General features: G+C 73.1%; 17 protein-coding genes. 3 read left to right on the top strand and 14 right to left on the bottom strand.

Annotation, left to right across the window (positions count from 1 at the left end; translation table 11 throughout):
• Positions 1–7: 7 nt before the first annotated feature.
• From IF17_RS1000000137045 to IF17_RS0104210, 5 genes are all read right to left on the bottom strand, one after another.
• Entirely contained in the window at positions 8–2239 is a 2232-nt protein-coding gene (locus IF17_RS1000000137045; protein WP_244890408.1) for a SpoIIE family protein phosphatase, read from the bottom strand.
• The gene (locus IF17_RS0104195) at positions 2236–2661 is read right to left on the bottom strand and encodes an STAS domain-containing protein (RefSeq protein WP_342342151.1); all 426 of its coding nucleotides are present in this window, start codon (positions 2659–2661) and stop codon (positions 2236–2238) included. The genes IF17_RS1000000137045 and IF17_RS0104195 overlap by 4 nt, the downstream gene beginning before the upstream one ends.
• 60 nt (positions 2662–2721) lie before the next feature.
• The gene (locus tag IF17_RS0104200) at positions 2722–3003 is read right to left on the bottom strand and encodes an STAS domain-containing protein (protein WP_030562270.1); all 282 of its coding nucleotides are present in this window, start codon (positions 3001–3003) and stop codon (positions 2722–2724) included.
• Positions 3003–7172: a SpoIIE family protein phosphatase gene (locus IF17_RS0104205; RefSeq protein ID WP_030562272.1), complete on the bottom strand. Its 4170-nt coding sequence runs from the start codon at positions 7170–7172 to the stop codon at positions 3003–3005. The genes IF17_RS0104200 and IF17_RS0104205 overlap by 1 nt, the downstream gene beginning before the upstream one ends.
• A 289-nt stretch (positions 7173–7461) precedes the next feature.
• Positions 7462–9903, bottom strand: coding sequence for a GTPase-associated protein 1-related protein (locus tag IF17_RS0104210; RefSeq protein WP_078615787.1), 2442 nt, complete (start codon positions 9901–9903; stop codon positions 7462–7464).
• Positions 9904–10130: 227 nt separating this feature from the next.
• Between IF17_RS0104210 and IF17_RS0104215 the strand changes: the two genes are divergently transcribed.
• From IF17_RS0104215 to IF17_RS0104225, 3 genes are read left to right on the top strand one after another with little or no spacing between them, the layout of a single operon-like run.
• Positions 10131–11612, top strand: coding sequence for a hypothetical protein (locus tag IF17_RS0104215; RefSeq protein WP_030562275.1), 1482 nt, complete (start codon positions 10131–10133; stop codon positions 11610–11612).
• Between the two features lie 29 nt (positions 11613–11641).
• The gene (locus tag IF17_RS0104220) at positions 11642–11971 is read left to right on the top strand and encodes a hypothetical protein (RefSeq protein WP_030562277.1); all 330 of its coding nucleotides are present in this window, start codon (positions 11642–11644) and stop codon (positions 11969–11971) included.
• Between the two features lie 2 nt (positions 11972–11973).
• Entirely contained in the window at positions 11974–12798 is an 825-nt protein-coding gene (locus IF17_RS0104225) for an inositol monophosphatase family protein (RefSeq protein WP_078615789.1), read from the top strand.
• Between the two features lie 18 nt (positions 12799–12816).
• Here IF17_RS0104225 and IF17_RS0104230 read toward each other — a convergent pair whose 3' ends face one another.
• From IF17_RS0104230 to IF17_RS0104270, 9 genes are all read right to left on the bottom strand, one after another.
• Entirely contained in the window at positions 12817–14151 is a 1335-nt protein-coding gene (locus IF17_RS0104230; protein WP_030562282.1) for a protein kinase domain-containing protein, read from the bottom strand.
• Positions 14148–15047, bottom strand: a complete 900-nt coding sequence (locus IF17_RS0104235) for a protein phosphatase 2C domain-containing protein (RefSeq protein WP_030562284.1) — start codon at positions 15045–15047, stop codon at positions 14148–14150. Before IF17_RS0104235 ends, IF17_RS0104230 begins: the two co-directional genes overlap by 4 nt.
• Positions 15044–15706 carry a vWA domain-containing protein gene (locus tag IF17_RS0104240; protein WP_018514556.1) on the bottom strand — a complete coding sequence of 221 codons (663 nt, stop codon included), beginning with the start codon at positions 15704–15706 and terminating at the stop codon, positions 15044–15046. Before IF17_RS0104240 ends, IF17_RS0104235 begins: the two co-directional genes overlap by 4 nt.
• Before the next feature lie 85 nt (positions 15707–15791).
• The gene (locus IF17_RS1000000139190) at positions 15792–15938 is read right to left on the bottom strand and encodes a hypothetical protein (protein ID WP_018514557.1); all 147 of its coding nucleotides are present in this window, start codon (positions 15936–15938) and stop codon (positions 15792–15794) included.
• Positions 15939–15999: 61 nt separating this feature from the next.
• Entirely contained in the window at positions 16000–17649 is a 1650-nt protein-coding gene (locus IF17_RS0104250; protein WP_030562286.1) for a TRAFAC clade GTPase domain-containing protein, read from the bottom strand.
• Entirely contained in the window at positions 17646–20198 is a 2553-nt protein-coding gene (locus tag IF17_RS0104255; protein WP_030562288.1) for a GTPase-associated protein 1-related protein, read from the bottom strand. Before IF17_RS0104255 ends, IF17_RS0104250 begins: the two co-directional genes overlap by 4 nt.
• The gene (locus IF17_RS0104260; RefSeq protein ID WP_030562290.1) at positions 20195–21460 is read right to left on the bottom strand and encodes a TRAFAC clade GTPase domain-containing protein; all 1266 of its coding nucleotides are present in this window, start codon (positions 21458–21460) and stop codon (positions 20195–20197) included. Before IF17_RS0104260 ends, IF17_RS0104255 begins: the two co-directional genes overlap by 4 nt.
• 1 nt (position 21461) lies before the next feature.
• A complete protein-coding gene (locus tag IF17_RS0104265) occupies positions 21462–23795 on the bottom strand; it encodes a tetratricopeptide repeat protein (protein WP_030562292.1) in 2334 nt (777 codons plus the stop codon).
• Positions 23796–23949: 154 nt separating this feature from the next.
• A complete protein-coding gene (locus tag IF17_RS0104270) occupies positions 23950–26979 on the bottom strand; it encodes a 3-keto-alpha-glucoside-1,2-lyase-like domain-containing protein (protein WP_030562294.1) in 3030 nt (1009 codons plus the stop codon).
• Positions 26980–26989 lie beyond the last annotated feature (10 nt).

Consider the following 26989-nt stretch of genomic DNA (forward strand, 5'->3'; position numbering starts at 1 on the left):
TGGGGATTCAGCCGGATTCGGTGGCGGTCAGGACGAGGATGGCCTGGTCGTCGTCGATGTCGTGGCCACCGGTGAAGGCGTGCACGGCGTGGGTGACGGCGTCGATCAGCTGCTGGGCGGCGGGTTTGGCCGGTGCGCACGCGAGGGCATCGGCGATGCGTTGGTCGCCGAACAATTCGTTGTCGTGGCGGCGGGCTTCGGTGATGCCGTCGGTGTAGAGCACCAGGCTCTCGTTCGGGCGCAGATGCAGGTTGCGTGCGGTGAGGTGGGTCTGGGGCCCGATGCCCAGCAGGACGCCGGGCGCGTCGACCGCTCGGACGGTGCCACGGTCGTCCAGGTGGAGAGGGAGGGTGTGGCCGGCGCGGACGAGTTCGACGTCCAGGCCGTGCTCGGTAGGGGTGATCCGGCCGAAGACGAGGGTGACGAATCCGGTGCCGTGTCCGGCGGGCCGGTTGCAAAGGGCCTGGTTGACGGCTTCGACGACCTCTTGGGGACCGGGCACGAGGGGGGCGACGGCGCGGGCGGTGTGGCGGACCAGGGCGGTGGTGGTGGCGGCGATGGCGCCGCGGCCGCAGACGTCGCCGAGCAGGAACGCCCATCGGCCGTCGGGCAGGGGGAAGACGTCGTAGAAGTCGCCGCCGATGTCGAGTCCCTCGCCGGCGGGATGGTAGTAGGTGGCCACCTCGGTTCCGGGCACGCAGGGCAGTTCAGGCAGGAGGAGCCCTGCCTGCAGATCGCGGGCGAGGACGGCGCGGTGGGTGTACTGGCGGGCGTTGCGCGCGGCCAGGGCGGCGCGTCCGGTGAGCTCCTGGGCCAGGGCGACGGTGTGTCCGTCGAAGGTGTACCCGCCGGTGGACAGCAGCGTCACGGCGCCGAAGGCTCTGTCCCGGTCGAGCAGGGGGATGCACAGATAGCCGGTGACGCCCAGATCGTGCCAGGGGCCGGGGCCGGTAGGGGTTCGCCGGGCCACTTCGGTCACGCCGGAGGCCAGGACGCGCGCGACGGCGTCGTCGGCGCCGTCGTAGACGGGAATGTGGGCGGCGAGCAGATCCTGCTGCCACCGGGCAGGGGCGGCGGTGGCCACACGGCGTACCCGTCCGCCATCGATGACATCGACCGCGCACAGCGGTGCCAGGCGTGGGCTACAGGCTTCGGCCAGGCGGTTGAGGGTCTGGGCGACGTCCAGGTCGGTACTCAGGAGGGTGCTGGCGTTCAGGAGGAAGGCCAGGTCGTCGCGGGCGGTCTTCTCGCGGGCCTCGGCCGCCTGGTACGCCTGCTCGGCCTGGTGGCGTTCGATGGCCAGGGCGGCGGTGCCGGCGAAGACCCGGGCGAGTGCGAGGTCGGCCTCCTGCGGGATGCGCGGGACGCGGTGATACATCGCGAAGGTGCCCAGCAGCGAACCGTCGCGGGCCAGGATCGGGGTGGACCAGCAGGCGGCCACACCGGCCTTGTCGGCCAGGTCGCGAAAGTCGTCCCAGAACGGGTCGGTGGCGATATCGGTGACGATCACCGGCCGGCGGCGGTGAGCGGCGGTGCCGCAGGAGCCGACGCCCTCGCCTGTGGCGATACCGTCGATGGCCTGGTTGTAGAAGTCGGGCAGGCTCGGTGCGGCACCGTGGCGCAGGTGCCGGCCGTCGGTGTCGGCGAGCAGTACCGACACCAGCACTTCCTCAGGAGTGAGATCCTCGATCGCCCGTGCCATGCCTTCGAGCACCTCGGAGAGGGGTGCCTGGCGGGCGATCTGCTCCAGCAGGGCCCGGTGCTCGGCTGTCAGCCGCTGCGCCTGTTTGACCTGGGTGGTCTCCAACCCGATCATGCGCACGCCCATGACGTTGCCGCCGGTGTCCAGACGGGGCTCGTAGGTGAAGTCGAAGAATCCCTCGCGGGCATCCGCTCCCTCGCCCAGCATCACGCGGACATCCCGGCCTGTGTAGGCCTCACCTGTGCGGTAGACACGGTCCAGCAGAGCGATGAAGCCCTGCTCGACCAGTTCCGGCATGAGCTGTCCCAGTGGCACTCCGGTACGGGTGCGCTCGATTCCGCCGATCGCCGTGAAGAACGCCGGGTTCGCCGCCTCCAGCAGGTGAGCCGGCCCGGCCATGGAGGCGAACAGGACCATCGACTGTCCGAACAACGACCGCAGATCGTCGTCCACGCCGCCGGATGCGGCGGTACGTGCCGGGGGCACCGCGGGTGCCTGGGCAGGCGGGTGTGCCCGCTGGTCCGGTGCGCCCGTCATCCGCCGTGCTCCGTGCCGGTCCGTGCCGCGCTGTCGGCGCCGGACGCAACGGCGCCGGGAACGTGCCTGTGGGCGTTCAGGGCCCCCTCGGCGTCGGTGTGCAGACAGAAGATCTGGTTCAGCCCGGTCAGTTCGAACAGGCGGTTGAGATTGTCGGTCACGGAAGCCAGGCACAGGACCCCGTCCTGCGCGGACATCTGGTGATACAGCTTCAACAGGGCGCTGATGCCGGTGGAGTCGCAATAGGTCAGGTGGGCGCAGTCGACCACCACGGCCCCTGTCTCCCTGCCTGTGCCCAGTTCTTCCTCGCCGGCCTCGTACAGCTGCACCACGCTGTGGAAGTCGAGATCCCCGCGCAGCGTGAAGACCACTCCTCGTGTGTCCCGCCTGACGTCTACCGCGAACACTTCGGTTTCCTCCACATGGTTCTCAGTGACGCCCAGGATATGGGCCGGTCTTCGCCGGTCGGGACGGTGTGGTCCTCAGTGGTGTGTGGTCAGGTCGGTCAGTCCGGAGATGCTCAGGACGGGGGCCAGGAGCGGGCCGGCGATGAGTTCGAGGCGGTCGGCGTGAGGGAACAGGACGCTCAGGCCGGCGCTGTCGAGGTACTCGACGTCGGTCAGGTCCAGGACGAGGCGGCCGGGTGCGTCGTCGAGCGCGGCGGCCAGGCTCTGGGTGTTGCTCATGTCGATCTCACCGACCGCGGTCAGCACGGTTGTGCCGTCCGGCCGCCGACTGGCTGTGAGGGTCAGGGGCGTAGTCATCAGGCGATCCTCGTGTGCATGTCGACGGTGGTACCGGCCGGTCCTTGGGTGACGGTGACCTGCTGCATCAGGGCACGCATCAGCCCCATACCGCGGCCGCGGTGGGCGTTGCGCTCGGGCTGGGGAACCTTCCACCGGCCGCTGTCGGCGATGGTCAGGCGCAGGTTGTCGACGGATGCCTCGGCACGGAAGTAGACCGTGTCGCCGGGAGCGTCGCGGTGTCCGTGCTCGATGGCGTTGGCACAGGCCTCGCCCGCTGCCACCAGGACGTTCTGCGCTGTGCCTGGCGGCAGGTCGCACTGGTCGAGCCAGCCACGCAGAGCTTTCCGGACGGGAGCGAGCTGGCCCGATTCGGCCGGGAAGGACATCTCCAGCGGAGCCGGGTGACGGTAGAGCAGCAGGGCGACGTCGTCGTCGTAGCCGCCGTCCGGAGCCAGACGGGACATCACGGCGCTGGCCAGATCGTCGACCGCGGTGTCCCGGCCGTCCTGAAGGGCTTCGCCGGCCCGGTCGATGCCCGCGCTGAGCGGACGGCGTCGGCGCTCGACCAGTCCGTCGGTGTACAGCAGCAAGGTCGAACGGGCGGAGATGGTACAGCTGCCCTCTGGCCGCGGCCTGCCGGGCCGTACGGCCAGGGGCAGGGAACGCCCGTCCTCGAGAAGCTTGGTGGTGCCGTCGGGCCGGACGACTATGCCGGGGGGATGTCCCGCGCTGGAGTAGATGAGTTGCCCGGTTCGGGTGTCGAGAACTCCGCAGAAGACGGTGGTGCACATCGCGCCGTCGACACCGGCGGCGAACTGGTCCAGAGCCATGAGCGCCTGGGCGGGGCCGGCATCCTGCAGCAGCAGGGCGCGGCAGGCGCTGCGCAGCTGCCCCATGACGGAGGCTGCCTCCAGACCGCGGCCGACGCAGTCGCCGACGACGATGCCGATGCGACCGTCGGGCAGGGCGACGGTGTCGTACCAGTCGCCGCCGACCTCCAGGGGACGGGTGGCGGGCTCGTAGCGTACGGCGAAGCCGTCAGGGAGCCGGGACGGGCCGAGAATGGCCCGCTGCAGCGCGATGGCGGTCTCGCGCTGCTGGTCGATCTGGTGGGCGCGGGCCAGGCCCTGGGCCAGGTGGCCGGCCAGCAGGGACAGCAGGAGTTGGTCCTCGCCGGTGAAGGGGCGCTGCTCGCCCAGGGCGATCCACAAGGCCAGGGTGCCTTGCGGGTGTTCCAGGACGACGGTGGCCTCGCCCTGGCCCGGAACGGCGGTGAGCGCGGGCTGGTCACGCAGGCCGGTGAGCATCCGGCGGCGTTCGGCGGGCAGGTCCTGCCAGACGAGGCCGGTGTCGGTGCAGGTGAGGGCAGGCTCGTCGCGGGGACCGAAGACCACAGCTGTCACCTGTTCGGCACGCCACAGCTTCTTCAGTTCATCGAGAGAGCCTTCGAGTGCCTCGGTCAGGCTGGGGGCCTGGGACAGACGTGTGCTCAGAGCGGCCAGGGCGGTTTCGCGCTGGATGGCGTAGTGCTCGGCGCTCACGTCACGGAAGGTTCCGACGATCACCGTGCGGCCGGTGTCGGGGTCCTGGACCTGGTTGAACGTGGCCGTCACCCACAGGCGATGTCCGTCGCGGTGGGCTACGGGAATGGTGTAGCTACCGCGTTCCTGGCCGGTCAGCGTGGCGAAGGCCTCGGCAACCAGGCGGTGGGCTTCGGGGTCGGTGGCGGCATCCGGCCACCACGGGTGCACCGGCTGGTAGGGCAGGTCTTCGGGGCCGTACCCGAGGATGCCGGTGAAGGAGGTGTTGATCTCGATGACCGCGCCGTCCTCGTCACAGACGAAGAACGCCTCCTGGAGTGAGTCGATCAGAGCGGTGCGCCACCGGGCGTGGTGGTTGCGCAGCCGGGCCAGTTTCACGTTGGCCTCGACGCGGGCCAGGAGTTCGGCGGCGGCGAACGGTTTGACGAGGTAGTCGTCCGCGCCCGACCGCAGACCCTCGATGGACGCCTCCTGCCCGGCACGGGCGGACAACAGCACCACCGGCACCGAGGCGGTACGCGAGTCGGTGCGCAGCGCTCGCACCAGGGACAGGCCGTTCAGTCGGGGCATCATGACGTCGCTGACCACGAGATCGGGGGCGCCCGCGCGAATGGCTTCGAGGGCCTGCTGTCCGTCGTCGACCGCGTGGACCTGGTATCCGGCGCCGCGCAGCAGCCGGCTGAGGTACTCGCGCATGTCAGCGTTGTCGTCCGCGATCAGTACCCGCGCCTGAGCCGACAGGCGGGTCGCAGGCGCCTCGCCGACAGCCTGCGGCACTCGGTGCGGTTCGCCGACCGCCACACCGGTCTGCTCGCTCGGCAGCCAGCGCAGGGCCTCCTGGACGAAGGGGGCGGCGGCGTCGGGAGATGTGTCGTCGCCGGCTTCGGCGCGGACGGCGTCGGCGGGCAGGTGGGCAGAGCCGAAAGGCAGACGGATGGTGAAGCTGGTGCCCTCACCCTCGGTGGAGTCGGCCGTGATGACACCGCCGTGCAGGCCGACCAGTTCCTTCACCAGCGCCAGACCGATGCCGCTGCCCTCGTTGGAGCGGGAGCGGGCGTTCTCGATGCGGTGGAACCGCTCGAACAGCCGGGGCATCTCCTTGGCCGCCACACCGATCCCGGTGTCCGTGATCCGCACCACGGCCCCGTCGTCCTGGACGCCCACGCTGACCCGGATCGAGCCGTCGAAGGTGAACTTCAGCGCGTTGCTGAGAAGGTTGAGGACCACCTTCTCCCACATGCCGCGATCGATGTAGACCGGCTCAGGCAGGGGTTCGCACTCGACACGGAAGTCCAGGCCGGCGTTCTCGACGGCGGAACGGAACACACTGGCCAGCGCGCCGGTGACCGTGGCCAGGTCGACCGGCTCGTAGCTCGCCTGCATCCGACCCGCCTCGATGCGGGAGAAGTCCAGCAGCGTGTTGACCAGCTTGCCCAGCCGCAGACCGTTGCGGTGTACGGCCTCCAGCTCCTCGCGCACGCGCGGCTGCGCGTCGGCGAGCTGCTCCCGCAGTTCCTGGACCGGCCCCATGATCAAGGTCAGGGGGGTGCGGAACTCGTGGCTGATGTTGGAGAAGAACGTCGTCTTGGCCCGGTCCAGCTCCGCGAGCTCCTCGGCACGGCGCTGCTGTGCCTGATAGCTGCGGGCGCTGGCGACCCCGGCGGCCATGTGTCCGGCGACCAGCTCCAGGAAGCCCTGGTAGTCCTCGTCCAGGGCACAGAAACGGTTCAGACCCGCCACCATGAATCCGTACGGCGCTCCACCCTGCTGCAGCAGGGGCACGACCAGTGCCTGGGTCGGCGCCTTCTCCCAGGCCCCGGTCGGCAGGCCCGTGAACGGCTCGCCGTCCAGGGGCACCAGCACGGACTCGCCCCGAGCCGGGGTGTCGGCGGGCCAGCACGGGGCGGGGTCCGCGGGAAGGATGTCCGCCGCGGCCGGATGAGCGGCCCCGAGCCCGGTGGCCGAGGCGCGACGGGCACTGCCGTCGTCCTGGAACAGATAGGTCAGGGTGAAGGGCAGATCGTACGGGTTACGACTCAGCTGCTCCCCGGCGAAGTCGAGCATCTCCTGCTCGGTGCGGATGACGCTGGGGTCGGAGCCCAGGTCGCGCAGGGTCGCCATCCGGCGATCGCCGATGACCCGCTTGGTGTCCTCGCTGACCACGCACAGCATGCCGACGACAGCGCCGCCGTCATCGCGCAGGGGACTGTAGGAGAAGGTGTGGTAGCTCTCCTCGGTGTAGCCGGAGCGCTCCAGGAACAGCAGCAGCCCCTCGTCCCAGGTGGCCTCACCGCTGTTCAGGACGGTGTCGATCCGAGGGGCGATGTCGTCCCAGATCTCCGACCACACCTGGGCGGAGGGCCGGCCCAGCGCCCAGGGGTACTTCTGGCCGAGGGTGTCGCGCCGGTAGGCCTCGTTGCAGAAGAACGTCAGCTCCGGTCCCCACGCCATCCACATGGCGAACTTCGACGACAACAGAATGCTCACGGCCGTCCGCAGACTCTGCGGCCAGTCCTGCGGCTCTCCCAGCGGCGTCGCCGACCAGTCCACCCGGGCCAGTTCCCGGCCGATGTTCCGGTCGGCCGTGAACACCTCGTCCATAGCAGCCGAGGGAATGGTGAGCTCACCGTCCTCCGAGCGCGTCACAGCAGACACCCCTTCACTTGCCTCAGCCTCTTCATGCGGAGTACCGCCCGAGGCTGCTCCACAGCGCCGCCGACCGGCAAACACCTCAACCATCTACCCCGCGGAGAACACCCGGCGCTCTCCCACCGCCCGAAGATCCGCCGGCGCATTACGTAGGATAAGACAACCGCGTCCGGTGCGGATGCCACGGTAGGCAGCACCTGGCGGAAGCCCGCACGGCGGCGGCGCGGTTCGCAGAGTGGAGCGGGCGCACGTGCGATTCGCGCGCGGCCGGGATCGACGGTCCGGGTCAGCCCCGCCGTACCCGCCCCGCGATCCGCCGCCCCAGGCGGCCCAGCGCGCGGGACCGGTTCCAGTCGCGGAAGGCGTTCGCCCGGCCGCTGCTGCCCGTGCGGCCCACCGTCTCCTCCACCTCCGCCACGGCCTCCGCCGTCATGCCGCGCACCGCTGGGCGCAGCACCTCGTCCAGGAGGGCGGCGGCCGTCGTCGTCCAGGCGGTGCCCGCGTGGGGGTGGGCGGTCCAGTTGGTGAAGCAGTCGGCCGCGTAGGCGGGGTTGGTGCGGAGGCGGGTGCGGGTCGGTTCGGTGCGGGCCGCGCGGTCGTAGGCGGCGATCAGGTCGGCGTCGTCGCTCCGGACGAACGCGTACAGCTCGGCGCCCGGGCGGTCCGGGGCCAGGAGGCGTTCGGTCAGGGCCGTGAACGCCCGCTCCTGAATTGCTGGTTCGAGGGGTGCGGCCCGGTCGCGCAGGGTACGGACCTGCTCCGTCCAGCCGGGCTCCGGTGCGCCCGAGCGCAGGTCGCGGCAGAGTTCGAGGAGCTGGAGCGCGGCCCGCTCCCGGCCGCCGATCTCCTGCGGGAAGGCCCGCAGTAGGTCGTGGGCGAGCGCGGTGCCGTCCTCCGTGTCCGCCGGGGCGCCGAGCGCCGCGTCCACCAGGCGGGCCCACGTCCCCGCCGCCCGGTGCGCGTCCGAGGTCGCCGCCTCCAGCAGCAGCCGGGCCTCCTCGACCGTGGGCGCCCGGTCCTCCCAGACCAGGCCCACCGCCGTACGCAGGACCAGGGGCTCGGCGAAGGGGGAGAGACCGGCCGCCCGCAGGACCCGGTGCCAGACAGCCGACCGGTCCCGGCCGAGCGTCGTCATCGCGCCCGGCGCCTCGGCGCACATCCGCAGGTGCGGCAGGGCCTGCGTCCCGGTGAACGGCAGCGCCACCCGCTCCAGGAACCGGGCCACCGCCCCCGGGTCCTCCGGCGCGATCCGGTCCAGCGCCCCCAGCAACGCCGTCCGTACGTCGAACTGCTCGTCCAGCAACTCCAGAAGCGCCGGGGCGAAGGCAGGTGTTCCCTCGGACCCGTCCGCCTCCGTCAGGATCGTCCGGGCCAGCCGCGCGACGACCTCCGGCAGCACCTCCGTACCATTCACACCCAACAGCCGCGCCACGCGCAGCAGTTGTACGGTCCGGGCCACCGGGCGCCCACCGCCCGCACCGCTCTCCAGCTCCGTCAGGATCTCCGGGCCCAGCACCCCCGCGATCGCCTCCCCCTCCGGGCCCACGAACGCGTCCCGGCGCGGCAGTTCCAGCGAACCGTTGCCGCCCCGCACCGCCTCCGTCACCAGCATCGCGGCGAGCGGCGCGGTGACCGAGGCCGGGCACCGCCCGTCCAGCGCGCCGAACAGCCGCCCCACCGCGTCGAATTCGGAGCCCGTACGGTCATCGATCCCCGGCGACGTCAGCGCCTCCACCAACTGGCCGGTCCGCTTCGCGTCCACCGCGTACGGCCGCTCCGCCGCCCAGCCGGCCGCAGCCGCACGCTCCTCGGGCCCCAGCGCGACCCCCGAGCACAGGGCGATCACCGCCAACGGCCCGGCGGCGAACGGGTCCCCGGGCAGCCCGCGCGCCTCCTCGAACAGCTCCGGCGCCCGGCTCCGCCACACCCGCGCCGCCGTCCGCGCCCACGCGTCCGCCGTACCGTCCACCGGGGGCCGGTCCGCGCACACATGGACCCGCAGCCCCGCCTCCCGCGCCGCCGCCGCGTCCTCGGGCGGCGCGCCCACCACCCGCAGCGCCGAACTCCCCGGCCGCCGCGTGTACGTGGTGAACGTCAGCCGCTCCACGCTCCCCCTCGGCAGGGTCACCGCCGCCAGCCCCAGCCAGCGCGCCACATCCGCGCTCTGCCTCTCCACCAGGACCACCGGCCCGCCCGCCGGGGCCTCCTCCTCGCTCGCCCGGCGCAGATCGGCGAGGACGGCCGCCAGCCACGGGCCGCGCGACACGGCGAAGTCGTCGAGCCCCTCCCGTACGGGCGCGGGGCCCGGCGGCAGCAGGCCGAGCGGGTCGGACAGCGCACCGCCGCCGACCGGCGTCGCGGACACCCAGTGCGGCGAGCGCCACGCCTCCACCGGCAGCCGGTCGCCGGGCAGCGGGACGCCCGGGGGCAGGTGCACCGCGTGCGTGTGGAACCGGACCGGTGCCGTGCCGTCGCCGCGCGCCGGAGCCGTACGGCCGACCACACGGCTGCCGTCGGACAGCACCGCGTACGTGAACGCCTGCGGCAGTGAGCGGAGTTCGGCGTCGGCGGGGCGGTGCGAGGCTCCGTCGGGCAGCGCGTAGCCGATCAGCGGCTCCAGCTCCGCGAGCAGCGCCGCCGACACCCCCGGCCCGACCGCCGTGAACCGGCCCGCCGCCTCCTCGTCCCCCGGCGCGGCGGAGATGTGGTGCACCTGTGCAAGGCTCAATTGTCGGCCCTCTTCGTCCTGCCGCGACCGGGTCCCCGCTCCACCCACACGCGACCGGGTCGGGGGAGGAGTCCGCGGCCGCGGGGGCGACGTTATCAAGGACGGGGGCGGTATCCCTACGCTGCGTCAGGTCCTGGCCTCAGGGCCGTTCCCGGACCCGTGAGCGGCCGTTGTGTAGAAGACTGTGGGGGGTGCGCCGGCCCGGGCGCACCGGAAGGGGGGAAGCGATGCGGCAGGTGCCCAATCTGCCCACGTACGACAAGGACGCGACCACCAGGCTGCTCTGCTCGTCGGTGCACCTGGACGACGCGTTCGCCCGGTACGCGCACCAGGAGCTCTCGGGGGACCGCCTCACCGCGCCCGGCCTGCCGCTCGGCGTGAACCTGCTGGCCCTGGCCCGCCACGCGAGCCGCGCGACCGGGCGGACCGACCTCCGCGACCGCAGGCTGGCCTGGCTCTGCGCGGTGTGGTGGCTGGCCGTGCTGAGCGTGATCGGCGGCCTGGTGAGCGGTGCGCCCGGCCTCGCGGAGGCGGCCGTCGCCGTGCTGCTGCTCGTGCTCGGCTGCGCCTGGTGGCTGATGCACCGGGCCGAGGCGCAGGCCCGCGCCGACGCCCTCGCCGTGCGCGACTCCGCCGCCCGTCCCCAGGATCTCGCGCCCGAGGTGGCCGACGAGGCCGAACGGCGGCTGCGCGGGATGCGGCGCCCGAACATGGTGCCGTACACCCAGAGCGCGGAGCGGCAGAACCCGTTCGTCGGCAGCGGGGACAAGATCAAGGAGACGGTCTGGCAGCCGATCGACATCAGCCGCCCCGCCGACGCGCCCGGCGGCGGCAAGGCGACCCTGGTCCCCTTCGACGCCGTCGACCTCCACACGTACCTGGCAAGGGAGTTGGGGAACCTCGCCGGTCTCGAAGGGCTGCGTGCGCAGAACCGGCTCTACGTGCTCGGCCCCCAGGTCTTCTACCTCGGCGACGACGTGCTGCCCGACCGGCTGCGGCCCCCCAACAGCGAGATCCCGCCGCCGCTGGTCAAGGCGGGACTGCTGAAGCCGGGCGCCGGGATGCGGACCTACCTCAGCCTGGAGCGGGTCGGCGAGGGCGGCCGGGTCATCGTCTCGATGCACCTGCGGGCCCGGCTCCAGCACCCCAGCCTCTCCTGGGAGGTCGCCGCCTACTGCATCCCGCCGCTGCACGCCCGCTACTACGGCGCGGACTACATCCCGCGCGACGGGTTCGACCGCTGGTGGAGCCTGGTCCGGTTCGCCACCTCGCACACCTGGTCCGGGCTGACCGGCGCCCCCGGGCGGATCGGGCGCCGCAACGCCGAGCACAAGCGGCGCGCCCGCGAGCTGGAGAAGGCGCGCAAGGAGATCACCAAGAAGCACGCGCTGTACGACTACGGCACCACGGACAGCCTGCGGGAACGGGTCGCCTCCTGGGACCAGTTGGGCCACTCCGAGCGCACCGACTCGCAGGACTTCCTGCACCGGCTCCAGCAGGGCGTGCTCATCGCCACCGAGCGGTTCCTGAAGGACCACAACGTGGACACCAGCTCCTTCGACCAGGCCCAGCAGGTCATCAACACCCAGACGTACAACATCTCCGGCGACATCACCGGACCCGCCAACATCGGCAACAACGGCCAGATCTCCGCCGCCTACGGGCAGGGAGCCCAGGCCCCGGCGGCCGCCGGCGGCCCCACTCCCTGAGCCCGCACCCACCGATCACCAGGAGCGACATGAGCACGTACAACTTCCATGGCGACATCTCCGGCCCGAGCAACTTCGGCGACCACGGAAAGATCGAGGTCACCTACGGCACACCCCCGGCCGAGGCGCTGAAGCTGGCCGCCGACCTCGTCCAGCTCGTCCGCCAGGAGGCGTCGCGGCCGGAGCTCGCGGCGCAGGCGGAGATCGTGCGCGGCGAGCTGGTCCGGGCGGGGGAGGAGGGGCGCCCCGCCGACCAGGGCCGGATCCGGCAGGCCCTGGAGACGCTGACGGTGGGGCTCGCGGCGGGCAGCGGCGGAATCGCCCTCGCCCAGGAGATCGGCCGGCTGGTCGGGCTCTGAAGATGGCACCTTCCGAGATGACACCTACCGATGTCGACGCCGATGTGGCGGTCGCGATAGCCGGGGCGCGGGCCGGCGCCGAGGTGGTCCGCAGCCTGTACGGGCGGCGGCTCACCCGTATCGACAAGGGCGCGGGGGACTTCGCCACCACCGCCGATGTGGAGGCCGAGAAGGCGATCCTCGACGTCCTCCGCGCCGCCCGGCCCGGTGACGCCGTGCTGGGCGAGGAGGGCGGGCAGCAGGGGGCCGGTCCCGCCGAGGCCGTACGCCAGTGGCTCGTGGACCCCCTGTGCGGCACGCTGAACTACGCCGTCGGCAACTTGCTGGTCGCCGTCAACGTGGCGCTGCGCGACGGGGCGGCGGCGGTCGCCGACCCGTTCGGCGGCGAGGTCTACTTCACCGACGGGGAGACCGCCCACGTGCGGCAGGACGGGGCCGGTGACGCGCTGCTGGCGCCCACCTCCGCCACCCGGCTGGTGGACGTCAACCTGGATCCGCCGTTCCCGAGCGCGCCGGGGTTCCGGGCCGTGGAGCTCCTGGCCCGCCCCGGGTTCGCCGAGCACTTCCGTCCGCGCGTCGTCTCCACGACCCTGGCGCTGGCCTGGGTCGCCGCCGGGAAGCGCGCCGCCTACGTCACCGACGGCGGCGACCTCTCCGGGAGCGTGCACTTCGCCGCCGGTATCGCCCTGTGCCGGGCGGCCGGGTGCGTCGTCACCGGGGTCGATGGCGCCCGCGTCGGTGAGGGCCACGGGCTGGTGGCCGCCGCCGACGAGGAGACCCACGGGCTGCTGATGTCGCTGATCCGCGGCGGCTTCCGCGTCGGCTGAAGTCCGGTCGCCCCGCGCCTACTTGGCGTGGACCGCCGCCTGCGCCCCGCCCAGGTCGAGCCGCAGGCCCGCCCGGAGCGGGACCGTCTGGCCCGGGGCGATCTCCTGCGAGGTGCCGTCCGAGCGCGTCCCCGTCCAGCTCGTCGACGACCGGTTCGCCAGCCCGAACTTACCCGGCCTGCTGGGGTGTTCGGTCAGCTCGGCCACCAGTGTGGCGTCGCTGTAGTCGTGCCGGGACGGCTCCGGCGCCAGGTGGTGCTCGTGCACCCGGGCGTCCCGGCGCAGCCGGACATGGCGCTCGGAGCGGGGCAGGGGCGTGATGATGCTCAGCCGGGGCGGCAGGATCAGGGAGCTGCCGCAGGACCAGCACATCCCCGCCGTGGTCGCGGCGGGCTGCGTCATGTTCTGGCGGCCGCAGTCGGCGCAGTCCACGATGGCGTCCAGGACCGAGCGCAGCGCGTCACGCCACTGCGACTCCCGCACCCGGGCGGTCGGCTGGTGCAGGCCCACGGTGAAGTTGTGCGTGAAGAGGTCCTGGAGTGCCGGGGGAGCCGCCGCCCAGGTGTGCAGGACGGTGGACTGCTCGACGGGGTCGGGGGCGTTCGCCTGGTCGGCGGGGTCGAAGACGAACAGCGGCTGCTTCCCGTACAGCCGCTTCTCCGCCGCCTCGTCCAGGCAGTGGATCTCCAACTCCCGCTTTCCCTTCAGCGGGTGATGGTTCATCAGCAGCATGAACAGCAGCACCGACAGCGAGTGGAGGTCGGACTGGGTGCCCGGCCGGGCACCCGACTCGCCGCGCACCAGCTCGGGCGCCATGAACTCCATGGTCCCCGAGATGCCGGTGGTGTCCCCCTCGACCACGGCGTTGTCGTTGTCGCAGACCAGGACGTCACCGGTGGCCGGGTCGAAGAAGATGTTGCCCCAGGAGATGTCCCGGTAGGCGATCCCCCGCGAGTGCAAGGCCTGGTAGGCCTCCACCGTGTAGAGCGCGGCGGTCAGCAGAGCGCGCGGTGTGGTCCGCAGCCTGCGCCGGAAGAGGTCGGGCAGCCCCTTGAACCGGTCCGGCCGCAGATCCATCAGATAGCCGAACGCGCCGCCCGTACCGGACGGCACGTACGCCGTCGGCCACAGGAACCGGTCGTCGTCGAAGTCCCGGTCGACCAACTCCCGTACGATGTCGGACTGCTCGGGCGTCGCACAGGACGGGTAGTACCACTTCAGGGCGCGCTCGCCGGACGCGGTCGCCACCCGGTACACCTCCCCCTGACCGCCGGCCCCGAGCATGTCGATGACGCGGACGGACTCCCCGTCGTCAGCGGTGAGGAGCGTTCCTCCGTCGAGCATGCCGGTCATGCGTCACTCCGTGGTCTGTCTGCCGCGGCGCCGTGGTCCGCCGCGTCGGGGCCGGGTCGCCGGGCGGCGACCAGGGTCGTGTCGTCGCCGGAGTAGCGGGCCGCCTCGGCCAGCCACCCGGGCAGGGCGTCGCGTACGTCGTCGGGGCCGCCGTCCTTCGCGAGGCGCTGGTCGAGCCCGGTCATGAACTGGGCGAAGCCCTCGTCGGAGGCGAAGCTCTTGGAGAGGCCGTCGGTGGACAGGGCGACCAGCCGCGGGGTGCGGTCGCGCGCGACGACCGGCGCCCAGTGCACCCGGACCATCTTCCAGGCCTGCCGGCTGCACAGGGACTCCGTCTCGTCGCCGAGATCCGCCTCCACCGGGGCCAGCGGCAGCGCGATCGCCCCGTCGGCGTCGATCACCGTCAGCTCACCGTCGCCGAGCTGCCAGGCCGCGAACATCTGCGGGGTGAGCACCGCACCGACCAGCGTCGCCCCGTACAGCAGGAGCTTCTGGCCCTTGTGCGGAGGCTCGGCCGCCGGGTTCACCGTCTCCGGGTAGCGGTCCCAGTGGGCGAGCACCTGCTCCTGCCAGGCGGCCACCAGCTGCCGGGGCAGCTCGTTGCGCGCGTAGTTCATCAGCCAGCTCAGGCTGTGCGTCGCCCCGTCCGGGCCCTCGGAGCGGGCCAGTTCGGCGAACCTGCGGGCCTCGACGGCGAACAGGTCGACCGCGCACCGTGCCCCGATATGGCTGCGGGCGTGCGCCGCCGAGCCGTGGCCGTCCGCCACCGAGAGGATCAGCGGATCGCCCTGCGACCCGGACCCCTCGGCGACGTACCAGTCCTGGTTGATCTGCTTGTTGACTCCCTGCACGCTGTGTTCGAGCGTCTCCCACAGCGGCCGCTCAGGAGCGCTCACCAGACGTCGTCATCGTCGTCGTCCAACTGCGGCGGCGCATAAGGCGGTTGCTTCACCGTGGCGTCGGTGGGGGCCGCCACCGGCTGGGACGCGGCCTTGACCGCGGCGGTCGAGGCCCAGCGGATCGCCGCCGCCAGCTGCTTGGGGCTGTTGGCGTCGAGCGGCTGGAGTTCGGGGTTGCCCAGGAACTCCTGGAGCACGCTGCGGTCCGCGTCCGCCCCGATCGCGATGGCCACCCGCACGGCCTTCTTGCCCCACGGGGTGGCGTCCAGCGCCCGCAGGCCCGACTTCCAGTCGTCCGTGGGCACCCCGTCGGAGACCAGGGCCAGCACCGGCTTCAGGGCCCGCTGCGGCATCGGCGGGGTCTGGAACTCCCGGGAGACCACCTCCAGCGCCTCACCCAGGTTGGTCATGCCGTCGACCTGGACGTCCTGCCAGGTGAAGTCGTCGACCGGCACCGGGTCCTTGTGGTGCCACCGCGCCTCCGTGGAGAACGTCAGCGTCCGCAGCAGGAGTTGGGCCGCCGGGTTGTCGTGGGCCACCGACCGCATCTCGGGAACGGCTTCCCGGATCGCGTAGTTGAGCTGTCCGATCTTCTCGCCCTGCATGGAATAGGAGCAGTCCAGCAGCCAGATGAAGTGGACCGGCCGGTTCGCCATGGGACCGCCGGGGATGTCACTCACTCGAAGCCCTCCTTGTGGTGGTGTGTGATGCGTGGTGCTGTCGTGGAGACGGGCGGTGCTGTCATTCGCTCTGCCATTCGGTCAGCAGCTCTCCGAGGTGGGTCAGCCCCCAGGCCAGGAGCCCGGCGAGCGTGAGCACGGCGGCGATGACGAACAGGGTGAGGAGCAGCCGACGTCCTCGCGCGATGTTCGGTGTGACGACCGGCATGGGCGTGGACCGTCCCTCTCTTCTCGGACGTGACCGACCTTAACGATCACGTCAGGCTCCGTCAGCGGGTTGAACGATCTTGTACGGGGGCGTCGCGCGGGCCGGGCACCGACGGGGCCGCCCGGCCTGTGGACGCCTCCTCGGAAGAGCCCTCGGAGAGCAGCTTGCCGACCCGCAGGCCCGTGCGGGCCAGAATCCACAACACCGCCTCTGCCGCCCGCTGCTGCTCGCTCACCAGGGGGCCCGTACCGGTGGCCGCGTAGGCGCTGAGCGCCCAGTACCGCCGGGTCCGGAACCGGTGCCCCAGGTCCCGTACGAGCGGGTCCAGGCCGATCGTGGCCAGCCAGGGGCCGATCCCCGTCGCGGGGACCCGCAGGCGCTCGATCCGGTCGAGCACATCCCGCTTGGTGACCACCACCGCCAGCGGCAGCCGGCCGCGCCGTCGCCGTCCGGCCAGCGCCGAGAGCTCGCCGGTGAACGTCTGGTACGTCTGCCAGGGCCCCGGCTCCGAGGGGTTGGCCGCCCGCGCCAGCTCCTCCTCGGCGGCCGTGAGGGACCGCCGCACCTGGGGCTCGGCCAGCACGTCGACGACCAGGACCACCCCGTCCGCGTGGGCCAGATACTCCTGGCGGCGGGTGGAGTCCACGTCGTACAGGGACTCGCCCATCGGGTCGTAGAGGTAGACCAGCCGGTGCCTGCGGCGGTGGGTGACCCGCAGCATCAGGGCCCGTGGCTGGCCGCCCTGGGTTTTGCGCACCCAACCGTCCTGCTTGAGCTGCCCGTTGAGGTCCACGACGTCCCGCCGGTCGTCGTCCGTCGCGAAGGTGACCTTCAGCGCGCTCCGCCCGGCCGTCGCGTGCAGCCCGGTGACCGCCGCCGCCATCAGCATCGTCTTGCCCGACGAGGTCCCGCCGATCACCGGCACGTGCACGATCCGCAGCCGGCCGATCCCGGCCGGGAGCGACCGGTCGCAGTGCGGGCACTCGACCGCGAGCCGGTCGCGGCCGGCCAGGGAGACGGTGGTGAGCCGGCGCCCGCACGCGCAGACGTGCCACAACGCGCCGAACCGGCCCGGACGCAGCTCCCGGTGGGCCCGGCTGCAGCCCGGGCAGCGGTGCACGGCGAGCGGGAACGCCCGATAGCAGCCCGGATAGGGGCAGTTCATCCGGACCCGCCGCACCAGCGCCCCGGCCCGGTCCGCCCCGCGCAGGACGGCGACCCCGGCCACCGCGGCCAGCCACACCAGGGCCACCAGCAGCCACATCACGAGGTGGACCAGCACCAGGACCGCCGAGGCGAGGAGCGCCCCGGTGATCGCCCCGAGCGCGGTGCCCGGGGCCAGGAGGCGGACGACGAAGCGGGCGATCCAGTGGTCGAAGCGGTAGCCGGTGGAGGGCTGGCGCCCGGTGAACATGCGGCGGGCGGTGACCGCCATCCAGCGGCCCAGCAGCCGGTGCCGTACGGCCGAGGCGGCGGCGCGGGTGGAGGAGTACGCGTCCACCCACATCAGCTGCGACCAGTACGCGCGCTGCGCGGGCTCGGTCCCGACGGGCGGGATACGGGGGTCGGGCGTGCCGGGCGTCCGGGGACGGAGCGCCTGCGCGGAGGCGCGGAGCGCCAGCGCGAGGAACTCCCAGAACGCGCGGAACAGGCACACGCCCGCCCAGACGGCCACCGTCAGCCAGACCGCCGCCGAGAGAAGCCCGCTCATCGGACGCCCCCGTCCCGGTACCGGTCGTCGGAGCCGGAGCCGGAGCCGGAGCCGGAGCCGGAGCCGTAACCGGAATCGGAGCCGGCGCCTCGGCGGCGGGGTGAGCCCTTGCCCGGGCGGCTGTCCCGGCCGCCGAACCGGAGCCCGAGCCGGCTCAGCGCCCCCGGCCGGTTCCAGGCGCGGAAGTCCTCCGCGTGCCGCGCGCCCCGCTTGGCGAGGGCCGCTTCGACGGCGGCCAGGTCCTCGGCGGCCAGCGCCCGGGCGGCCGGCCGCAGCACCCCGTCCAGCAACGCACCGCGCACCTTGCCCCAGGCCCCGCCCGCCTGGGGATGGGCGTTCCAGTCGACGAACCGGTCCGCGAAGTAGCGCGGTTCGCGCAGGAGTCGACCATGGATCGCGTCCTCGCGGGCGGCCCGCTCGTAGGCCGCGCAGAGGTCGGCGTCACGGCTGCGGATCAGGTCGTCCAGCTCGCGGCCCGCCCCGGGGTCGGTCAGCAGCCACCGGGCGATGCGGCCGCAGACGTGCTCCAGCACCGTCGGGTTCACCGGTTCGGCGGCCCGGCGCAGGCCGAGGTACCGGTCGACCCAACCGGGTCCCGCGCCGCCCGCCCGCAGGTCGCGCGCGAACTCCAGCAGCAGGAGGGCCGCCCGGTCGTGGGGCCGCAGCTCCCTGGAGAAGGCCGCGAGGAGCTCGTGGGCGAGCTCGTCCGCGTGCGGGTCTCCCGGCCTGCCGTTCAGCGCCGCCGTGACCAGGAAGGGCCAGGTCTCCGCCGGGCGGTGGACGTCGGCCCCGGTCTCGGCGAGGACGTACCGGGCCTCCTCCGGCGTCGGTGTGTCGGAGCCCCACACGAGGCGGAAGGCGACGCGCAGGAGCGGCGGATGCGCGAAGACGGAGACCCCTGCCGCCTCCAGGACGGCACGCAGCTCACCGTTCCGGTCGCCGCCCCCGCCCCCGGCCGGGCCACGGGCCTTCCAGCCGCACATGCGCAGATACGGCAGCGCCTCCCGGCTCTCCAGCTCCACCGGAGCGCGCTCCAGCAGCACGGTGACCGAGGCGGGACCGGCCAGGGCCGCCGCGTCCAGTTCCCGCAGCAGGGCGGTGTGCAGGTCGGGCCGGTCCGCCAGTGTCTCGTGGAGCTCACCTCCGTACGCGGCCGGATCGGCCAGCAGCGCGGCCGCCAGCCGGTGCGCGAGCGGGGCGACGAGGTCGGAGCAGTCCACCGCGAGCAGACCGGCCACCCGCAGCAGCCGCAGCGGACGCGCGAAGCCGCCCGCCGGGTCCGCGATCCCGGCCCGCAGCTCCGGGCCCAGCTCGGCCGCCAGCTGCCGGGCCACCTCGTCGGTCAGGGCGCCAGGATCCGGCGGACGTACCGGTTCGTCCGAGCGGACTGCGGAGGTGAGCAGCCGTGCGGCGAGCGGGGCGGCGGTCTCCGGCCGCAGGTTCGCACCGACCCGGGCGAACAGCTCGGCCAGGGCGGCGGTCTCGGCCGCCGGTACCGCCGCCTCCTGCCGGGGCGCCGCCAAGGTCTGTACGAGCCCGTCCAGCTCCTGCTCGTCCAGCTCGGCGGGGTGTTCGCACGCCCACAGGGCCGCCGCCGTGCGGTGCGACGACGGCAGGTCGATCCCGGCGCACAGGGCGAGGGCGGAGGGGGGTCCCGCCGTGAAGGGCTCTCCGGGGAGGCGGTGGGCGTGCTGGAAGAGTTCGAAGGCACCGGCCGACCAGATCCGGGCGGCGGCCACCGCCCAGGGAGCCGGTTCCGATCCGTCGGGGCCGGGCGCCGGCCCGTCCGGGGCGGGCGGCGGGGCGGAACAGTCGTGGACCCGGTAGCGGCGCCCCGAACCGGCGAGCCCGTGCGCGTCGTCCGGCAGCACGCCGACGATCCGCTGCCCGGCGAGGTGCGGGCGCCGGGTGTACGTGGTGAACGTCAGCCGGTGGGCGGCCTCGCGGGGGAGCGCGGCGCTCGCCAGGGCCACCCAGCGGGCCACATCGGCGCTGTCCCGCTCCACGAGGACGACCTGCGGCGCGGTCTCGTCCTCGGCCTGGCGCTGGAGGTCGGTGAAGACGGCGGCGAGCCAGGGGGCCCGGGAGGCGGCGAAGGCGATCAGTCCGGCCGGGTCCAGCAGGGTGGAGGGCGGCAGTGCGGCCAGGGCCGGCGGGGCCCCTCCCTCCGGGGTGGCGGCGGCCCATCCGGGGGACTCCCACGCGCTGACGGGCAGCGCCCCGTCCGGGAGTTGCCGCCCCGGGGCCAGGTGCACGGCGTGGGCGTGGAAGTTGCCCCAGCGGCCGCTGTAGTCGGCGCCCGTGTAGACCGTACGGGCCAGCAGCCGGCTGCCGTCGGACAGCTCGCTGTAGCTGAACGCCCTGGGGAGCGCTTCGAGTTCGGTGGCGGAGGGGCGCGAGGGGGCGTTGCGTGGCGGCTCGTAGCCGATGAGCTGCTCGGCCTCCCGAAGCACCGACTGCGGCAGCCCCGGGGTGAGCGCGGTGAAGCGGAACCCCGAGCCGTCCGGGCCGGGCGGCGCCGAGGTGTAGTGCAGCTGTCCCAGGCTCATGCGTCGGCCTTCCCCGTACGGTTCTCCTTCTGGCCCTCCGGCCGGCTCTTGCGCACCGGGACCAGACCGCGCCGCCCCAGCAGCCACAGCAGCGGATCCTCCACCCGCAGCGGTTGCGGACCCGACTTCGGGGCGTCGGCCGGTGCGTCGGCGGGCGGCGGTGCGCCCAGCGCCGAGAGACCGAAGTACGACAGCTCGGCGAAGTCGTTCTCCAACTGGCGGCAGAGCACCCCGGAGTCCCAGTCGCTCAGCAGGGACCGCAACTCCTCGTGCACGGCGAGCCGGTCGTCGTCGTCCAGTTCGCCGCCGGTGTGGGTGGCGTTGCGCAGCAGCGGCGAGTGCGCCCCCAACAGCGCCCGCAGCGCGTCCGTCTTCGTCACGGCGACGGCCATCGGCGTGGTGACCCGGCCCCGCGACACGCTCCGTCCGTGGGAGCGGAGTTGGGCGGCGAGGTCGGAGGCGATCTGCTGCGGTGACGTCTCGACGGCGGGCAGCGGCGGACCGTCGGCGGACGCGCTGCGGTCGCGTACCGAACCCATCTGGAGCGGGTCGACGAGCAGGATGATCCCGTCGGCGGCGGCCAGGTACTGGGTGTAACGGGCCATCGCCTCCGCGCTCTTGAGGTCCTCGCCCGCCGCGTCGAAGAAGACCAGCGTGGTGTGCCTGCTGCCCTTGGCGTACCTGCCCCGGCGCGGCACGCTCAGCCGGTAGAGCAGCGGGTCGTTGAAGCCCATGGCGGCCGGACGCGTCGTGTCCGGGAGCCGCAGCCGCTCGTACAGGTCCTCCTCCATCTCCCGGTCCCGGCGCTGGGTCTCGGCCCCCATCGCGGGCAGCGAGATGTTGTACTCCCGGCCCACCCGGCCGCGCAGTTCGTTGACGAGCACCGACACATAGGTGCTCTTGCCGGAGGCCTTGGCGCCGACGAGGGCGATGATGCGGCTGTCCTGGTCGCAGTACTCGCTGGGGAAGTCGTTGTGGCAGCCGCGGCAGACCCGTACCGAGGTGGCCACCCCGCACCGGGGGCACGGCTGGCGGGCGGAGGTGCCTCGCAGGGACGAGAGGGTGCGGGGCGCGGGGAAGACCGGCCCGCGCAGCCGCCGGGAGGGCGGCAGGCTCGGACCCATGAAGTCGGCCCATACGTCGTCGGGTTCGGCGTCGCACGGGGTGCCGCCGCGTACCCCGGTGGCCATCATCAGACAGCGGTAGGGCAGGCGCGCGGCCGGTGCGCGGTCGAAGCAGTAGGGACAGATGACGGTCGTCATGTCAGCGCACCACCAGGGTCGTGGGAGAGGGTTCGTCGAGGCGTACGTCGGCGGCCCCTTCGCCGAGGAGGAAACCGCGCAGGGCGTACGGGGGCCGGAGGCCGGAGGGCACGGGCAGCTCGACGGGGCTGCCGGGGGTCAGGGTGGATCCGCCGACGCGGAGCAGGGTCGTGCCGTCCGTGGGGGTGCGCGGCCGGACCGGATCCCGGCCGTTGCCCGACCGGGCCACGAGAACGAACTCCGGTAGATCGGCCGGGACTTCCCCCGGGCAGGACAGGGTGACCCGCAGCAGCGAGGGCCCCCGGCGCAGCGCCCGGCGGGCACCGGGAACGATGCGGTAGCTGACGGCGATGTCCGCGGGCACCCGGACCGCGCCGCCCGGCGGCGGGACGACCACCGCGTCCGGCGTCCGGGGTGCGGCGGAAAGGGTGACCGAGAACGCGGAGGGCGCCACGTCCACGTACAGCCCTTCCCGTACGTAGGTGCTGCGGGCCACCACCCGGTGCACGGTGCTCGCCCCGTCCTGCTCCACGGTGGCCGCGACCTCGCCCGCCTCCGCCGGCCAGTCGAACGTGACGCGGGCCCGGCCCCCGCCCACCCGCTCCACCCGGGCCCCGGCCACGGCGGGCGGGCACTCGACGACGAGGCCCGGCCCCGCCACCGCTCGCGGGCCGAGCACGGCCAGGGCGGACACCCGGGTGACCGAGCCCGGGGGCGGCACCAGGCCGCCGCCCGACCCGGCAGCCCAGGGCAGCGGGGCGGGCCAGGGCCGTGCCGGGTCGTCGGTCAGCTCGGCCCCCGGCTCCGGCGGGCAGGCCGGCCAGGCGACCAGGCGTACGTCGGCGTCGTCCCCGCCGCTCCAGGAGAACCGGACGGCCCCGTGGACGGCCGTGGCGTCGAGCCGGTCCACCGGGGTGGGCCAGGGATCGACGGAGACGGGGTGCTCCGCGCCGGCCGACTCGATGACGGCCCCGTCCGGCGACCGGTAGCGGCAGCGGACGCGGAGCACGTACGCGCCGACGCCCAGCCCGGTCGCGGTCAGCGCCCCCGTACGCACCTCGGCACCGCCCACCGGGCCTGCGGGGCCCACGAGTTGGGCCCGTACGCCCAGCGCGCCCGACGGCTCGGTCCAGGTGGCCTCGATGCGGCCCCGGCCGGTGGTGGACCGCAGCCCCGACACGTCCGGGGCGACGAGCAGCACGTCCGAGACGACGGGCGGGCCGTCGATCCTGCCGTCCCGCAGGGGCAGGGCGGCGTAGCGGACCTCCTGGCCGAACGGGGGGCTGGGGTCCACCCAGCCGCCCGCAGGGGAGAGGTCCGTGATCTCGGTGATCCCGGTGGGGCCGCCCGGCACCCGGGTCAGCCGGACGACCCGCCGGCCGTTCGCCGCGTCGGCGGCCGGGGACGCGGGGGAGAGCGCCACGGTCACGGCCTCGGGCGCGGGAAGGACGGTCAGCACCTCACGGGGCCGGGCGCCCTCGTCGTACACCGCCGCCGGACCGGGCTTCTCGCCGCCGCCCGCCGGACCGGGCTTCTCGCCGCCAGCCGCCGGACCGGCACCCACACCCGCGCCGCCCCCCGCCCGATGCAGCCGCACCAGGCCGAGCAGGGCGCAGGGGCAGTCCGAGGCCAGGCGGGCGGCCCGGAGCATGCAGTCCTCGGCCGCCCGCGCATCGCCCGCCTTCTCGGCCTCCCGCGCCGCGTCGAGGGCGTCGTCGGCCTCCTTCACCCGCTCGGCGATCTCCGCCAGCCGCCGGCGCAGCAGCGCGTCGCCCCCGCCGCCCGCCGGAAGCAGGGCCGCAAGACCGGCGGCGCGCCGCACCTTCCCGTCGGCCCACGCGTCCGCCAACTCCTCCACCGCACGCCGCTGTTCCGCGTCCAGCCGGAGGTGGGCGGCGGCCACGCGGACGAGGGGGCCCGCCTCCTGCGGACAGACCCCGAGCGCGACGGCGGTCGCGGGGTCGGCGCCCTGCGGGTGGGCCTGGAGGAGTTCGACGAGCTGGTAGAGAAGGATGCGGCGCAGGGCGGCGGGGTCCTGGAGCTGCACCGCCTCCAGCTGGGCGAGGAGCGGCCCGTACGCTCCGCCGCGCGCGGCGCCCAGCTGACGCAGCCGGTCGGCACCGATGTGCTGCCGGCGGCGCGCGCCGCCCTCCTCGAAGACTCCGTCGAGCACCCCCAGCACCCGTCCGCGCTCGACCAGCGCGTCGCCGATGTGCCTTAACCCCAGGGCCCGTTGCCGAGCGACCAGCCGGCCGTACCCCGGGACGAGCGGGGAGAGCGGCAGACCGCGCAGGGCGCGGCGCAGCCCAAGGTTGTGCCCGAACTCCAGCCCCACCGTGCGCCCCCGTGCTCACCACTCGTGCTCCCACCACCCATCCCAGCAGATCCGGGGCCTGCGCGACGGCGTTTCGCCATGTTGCGGCCCGAGCGAGACCGGCAAGGGGGCGGCGGCCCGAAGCGGCCGCCGCCCCCTCATGGCCCTCGCCCCCCTACGTCAGCGGCTCCACCCACACATTCCGGTAGCGGATCTTGCTGCCGTGGTCCTGGAGCTTGATCGCCCCCGCCGTCGCGGCCTCGGCCGCTCCGCCGCCGGTCGGGCCGTCGACCGCCACGTCGTCGTGGACGGTGACGCCGTTCCAGACGACGCTGATCCTCGCGTCCTCCGTCTTGTTGCCGGAGGAGTCGAAGCGGGCGGCGCGGAAGGTGATGTCGTACGTCTGCCAGGTCTCCGGCGCGGTGGCCGCGTTCACGTCCGGGGCCTTCTTCGTGTAGATCGCCCCGGCCTCGTTGTCGGCGAGCGTGTCGTCACCGTACGAGTCCAGGATCTGCACCTCGTACCGCTCCTGGAGGTAGACCCCGCTGTTGGCCCGGTCCTGGCCGGTCACGTCCGGCGGGAGGTTCGGCAGCCAGAACTCCACGTGGACGCGGAAGTCCTCGAACCCCTGCTTGGTCCGGAGATCACCGTCCTTCACCTCCATCTCCCCGCCGCTCACCGGCCATTGAGGTGTGCGGCCGTCCGGGTGCTGCCAGTTCGCCTGGGACGTCCCGTCGAAGAGCGGGATGCGGGCGCCCTCCGGGTGGACGGCGATCATGTCGAGGTTCACATGGCCGGTGTCGCCGCTGTCGACGGAGTACGTGATGGTGTTGTGGCCTGCCTCCAGCTCCAGTTGCTCGTTCTTCGTCGCCCAGGTCTTCCAGTCGGTGGTGGAGGCCAGGCTCGTCTGCCGGACCTTCGTACCGTTGACGTGGACGCTGATCGTCTTGGTGCCGGGGGCCGGGTTCGGGCCGTTGGAGTAGCGCAGGCCGACGTCGTACGTCCCCGCCTTCTCCGTCCGCACGTCGAAGGTGACCGCCGCGCCCTGGTTGCCGAAGTTGTCGACGAAGCCGCCGCCCGAGTAGCCCGCGTGCTCGGTGTCGACGCCCGCGCCGCCGGTGAGGGCGGCCTCCTCCGCCTCGTACAGGGTGGGCGGAGGCTGGTCACCAGGAAGGGAGTTGAGCGTGTACCAGGCTTCCGTGGACCACAGCTCCGTGCCGCTCGCGGAGGAGAAGGGGCGCGGGGAGCGGACGTGGACGACGCGGTTCGCCTTGAGGCCGGGGAGGGCGAGCGTGACCTTCCTGCGGTCCTCGGAGAGCGTCGCCGAGCCGACCTGGAGGGTCTCCTCGTCGATCTTGGGGCCGCCGTACTGAGGGGTGGGGGCGTACGTCCACTGCTCGACCTGGTAGCTCTCGGCGAGCTTCGCCGCCGTCTCCTCCGAGAGCGGCTCGGTGTACTCCAGCTCGAAGCCGCCGGGCTTGGCCCGCATCGCCAGGATGTCGAACGCCTTGTCCCCGCTGGGGGAGAGCTTCTGGAGGCCGTAGGTGAGCTTGCCCTCCTGGCCCCAGTTGCCGCCCGCGCCGAGCCCGCCGGCGTAGATCGCGCCGTCCGGACCCATGCTGATCCGGTTGACGCCCGCCTCCAGGCCCTGGGTGAAGCGGAAGACCGCGCCCTGGTATTCGCCGTCGACCTTCTCCAGGTAGGCGCGCTGGATACCGCCGTACGTGACGTCCCCGAACAGCATCTGCCCGGCGAACCGTCCCTCGGTCAACTGAAGAGGCGTACTGGGCGAGTTGGCTATCTCGTTCTGCGGGAGCCACAGCACCGGCTTGGTGACCGGCTTCGCGTCGAAGGGGCCCGACGGGTTGGTGTAGTGGTTGAAGAAGCGGTCCTGCTTGACGTGGACCAGCTTCGACGAGGGCAGCCAGCCGCCCTGGTTGTCCAGGACGAACAGGTCGTTCTCCGGTCCCCAGCCGATGCCGTTGGGCGTACGGAGTCCGCCGGCGATGTAGTCGACCTTGCCGGTCTCCTTGTTCACCTTGATGGTCGTGCCGCGGTTCTCCGCCGGCTGCGGGTCGGTCGTGGCGCCGCCGTAGTCGATCGCCACGGAGAGGTTGAGGTAGAAGTGGCCGTCCCGGTAGAGCAGGCCGAAGGCGAACTCGTGGAAGTTGCCGCCGAACGGCCAGGTGGCCACGGTCCGCCGCTCGTCGGTGACGTCGTCGCCGTCCGTGTCGGTCAGCTCGGTCAGCTCGTGCTTCTGGGAGACGTAGAGCTTTCCGTCGACGGCCTTGATGCCCATGGGCTCCTTGAGCCCCTCGGCCACCTTCTCCGCCTTCACCTGGCCCGGGCCGGTCTCGCCCTGGACACCGTCGAGGAGGTAGACCTCACCGGTCTCGTTGTCCGTGCCGCCCCAGGTGGTCACGGCGAGGCGGCCGTCCGGCAGCCAGTCCATCGCGGAGACCTGCGGCTCGAAGCCCGCCGGGCGCAGATCGGTGAGCGCGTAGTCCGGGTGCACGTCGTTCAGCGGCAGCCCGTCGCCGGGGGAGTCGAGAGCGCCCTCGCACTCCTTGCGGCCCGGCGCCGTCACCCGTACGACGTCGGCGTCCGTGGACAGCACGGAGTTCGGTACGACGGCGAAGTCCCCGGCGCCCGGCGGCTGCCAGGCGAGCGTGACCTGCTGGCCGCCGGTGCGGTCGAAGTGGTCGATACGCAGGGAGTGGTAGCCGGCGGTGAGGGTGACCGCGCCGTCCTTGGGGTCGGCGCCGTGCAACCCGTCGTGGTCGATGACCAGTTGGTCGTCGATCAGCAACCGCGATCCGTCGTCGCTGGTGAGCCGGAACGTGTACGAACCGTCCTCGGGCACCTTGATGTTGCCCGTCACCTGGGAGACGAAGCGGTCCTCGAAGCCGAAGTCGTCCGCCGCGTCCCAGTCGATCTGAGGCATCAGCTTGTCGACGTTCGGCGTCTGGCCCGCCTTGATGTCGCACAGCTCGTCCAGAGGCACCTGCACATCGAAGACGCGCAGGGTCACCCCCGGTTCCTGCGGGGGGAGTTCGGCCGGCGCGGCGGGGGCGGCGGTGGCCGGTACGGCGGAGAAGGCGCCGATGAGGAACGAGGAGACCAGCAGACCGGTCAGATGTCTGCGGAGCGGTCGACGCCTGAGGACGGGTCGTCTGCGGGAGCGGTGGAACGGCCGTGGATGCATTCTTCCTCCT

Origin of the sequence: Streptomyces cyaneofuscatus (genome assembly GCF_000718135.1) — a bacterium.
Taxonomy (GTDB): Bacteria; Actinomycetota; Actinomycetes; order Streptomycetales; family Streptomycetaceae; genus Streptomyces; species Streptomyces cyaneofuscatus.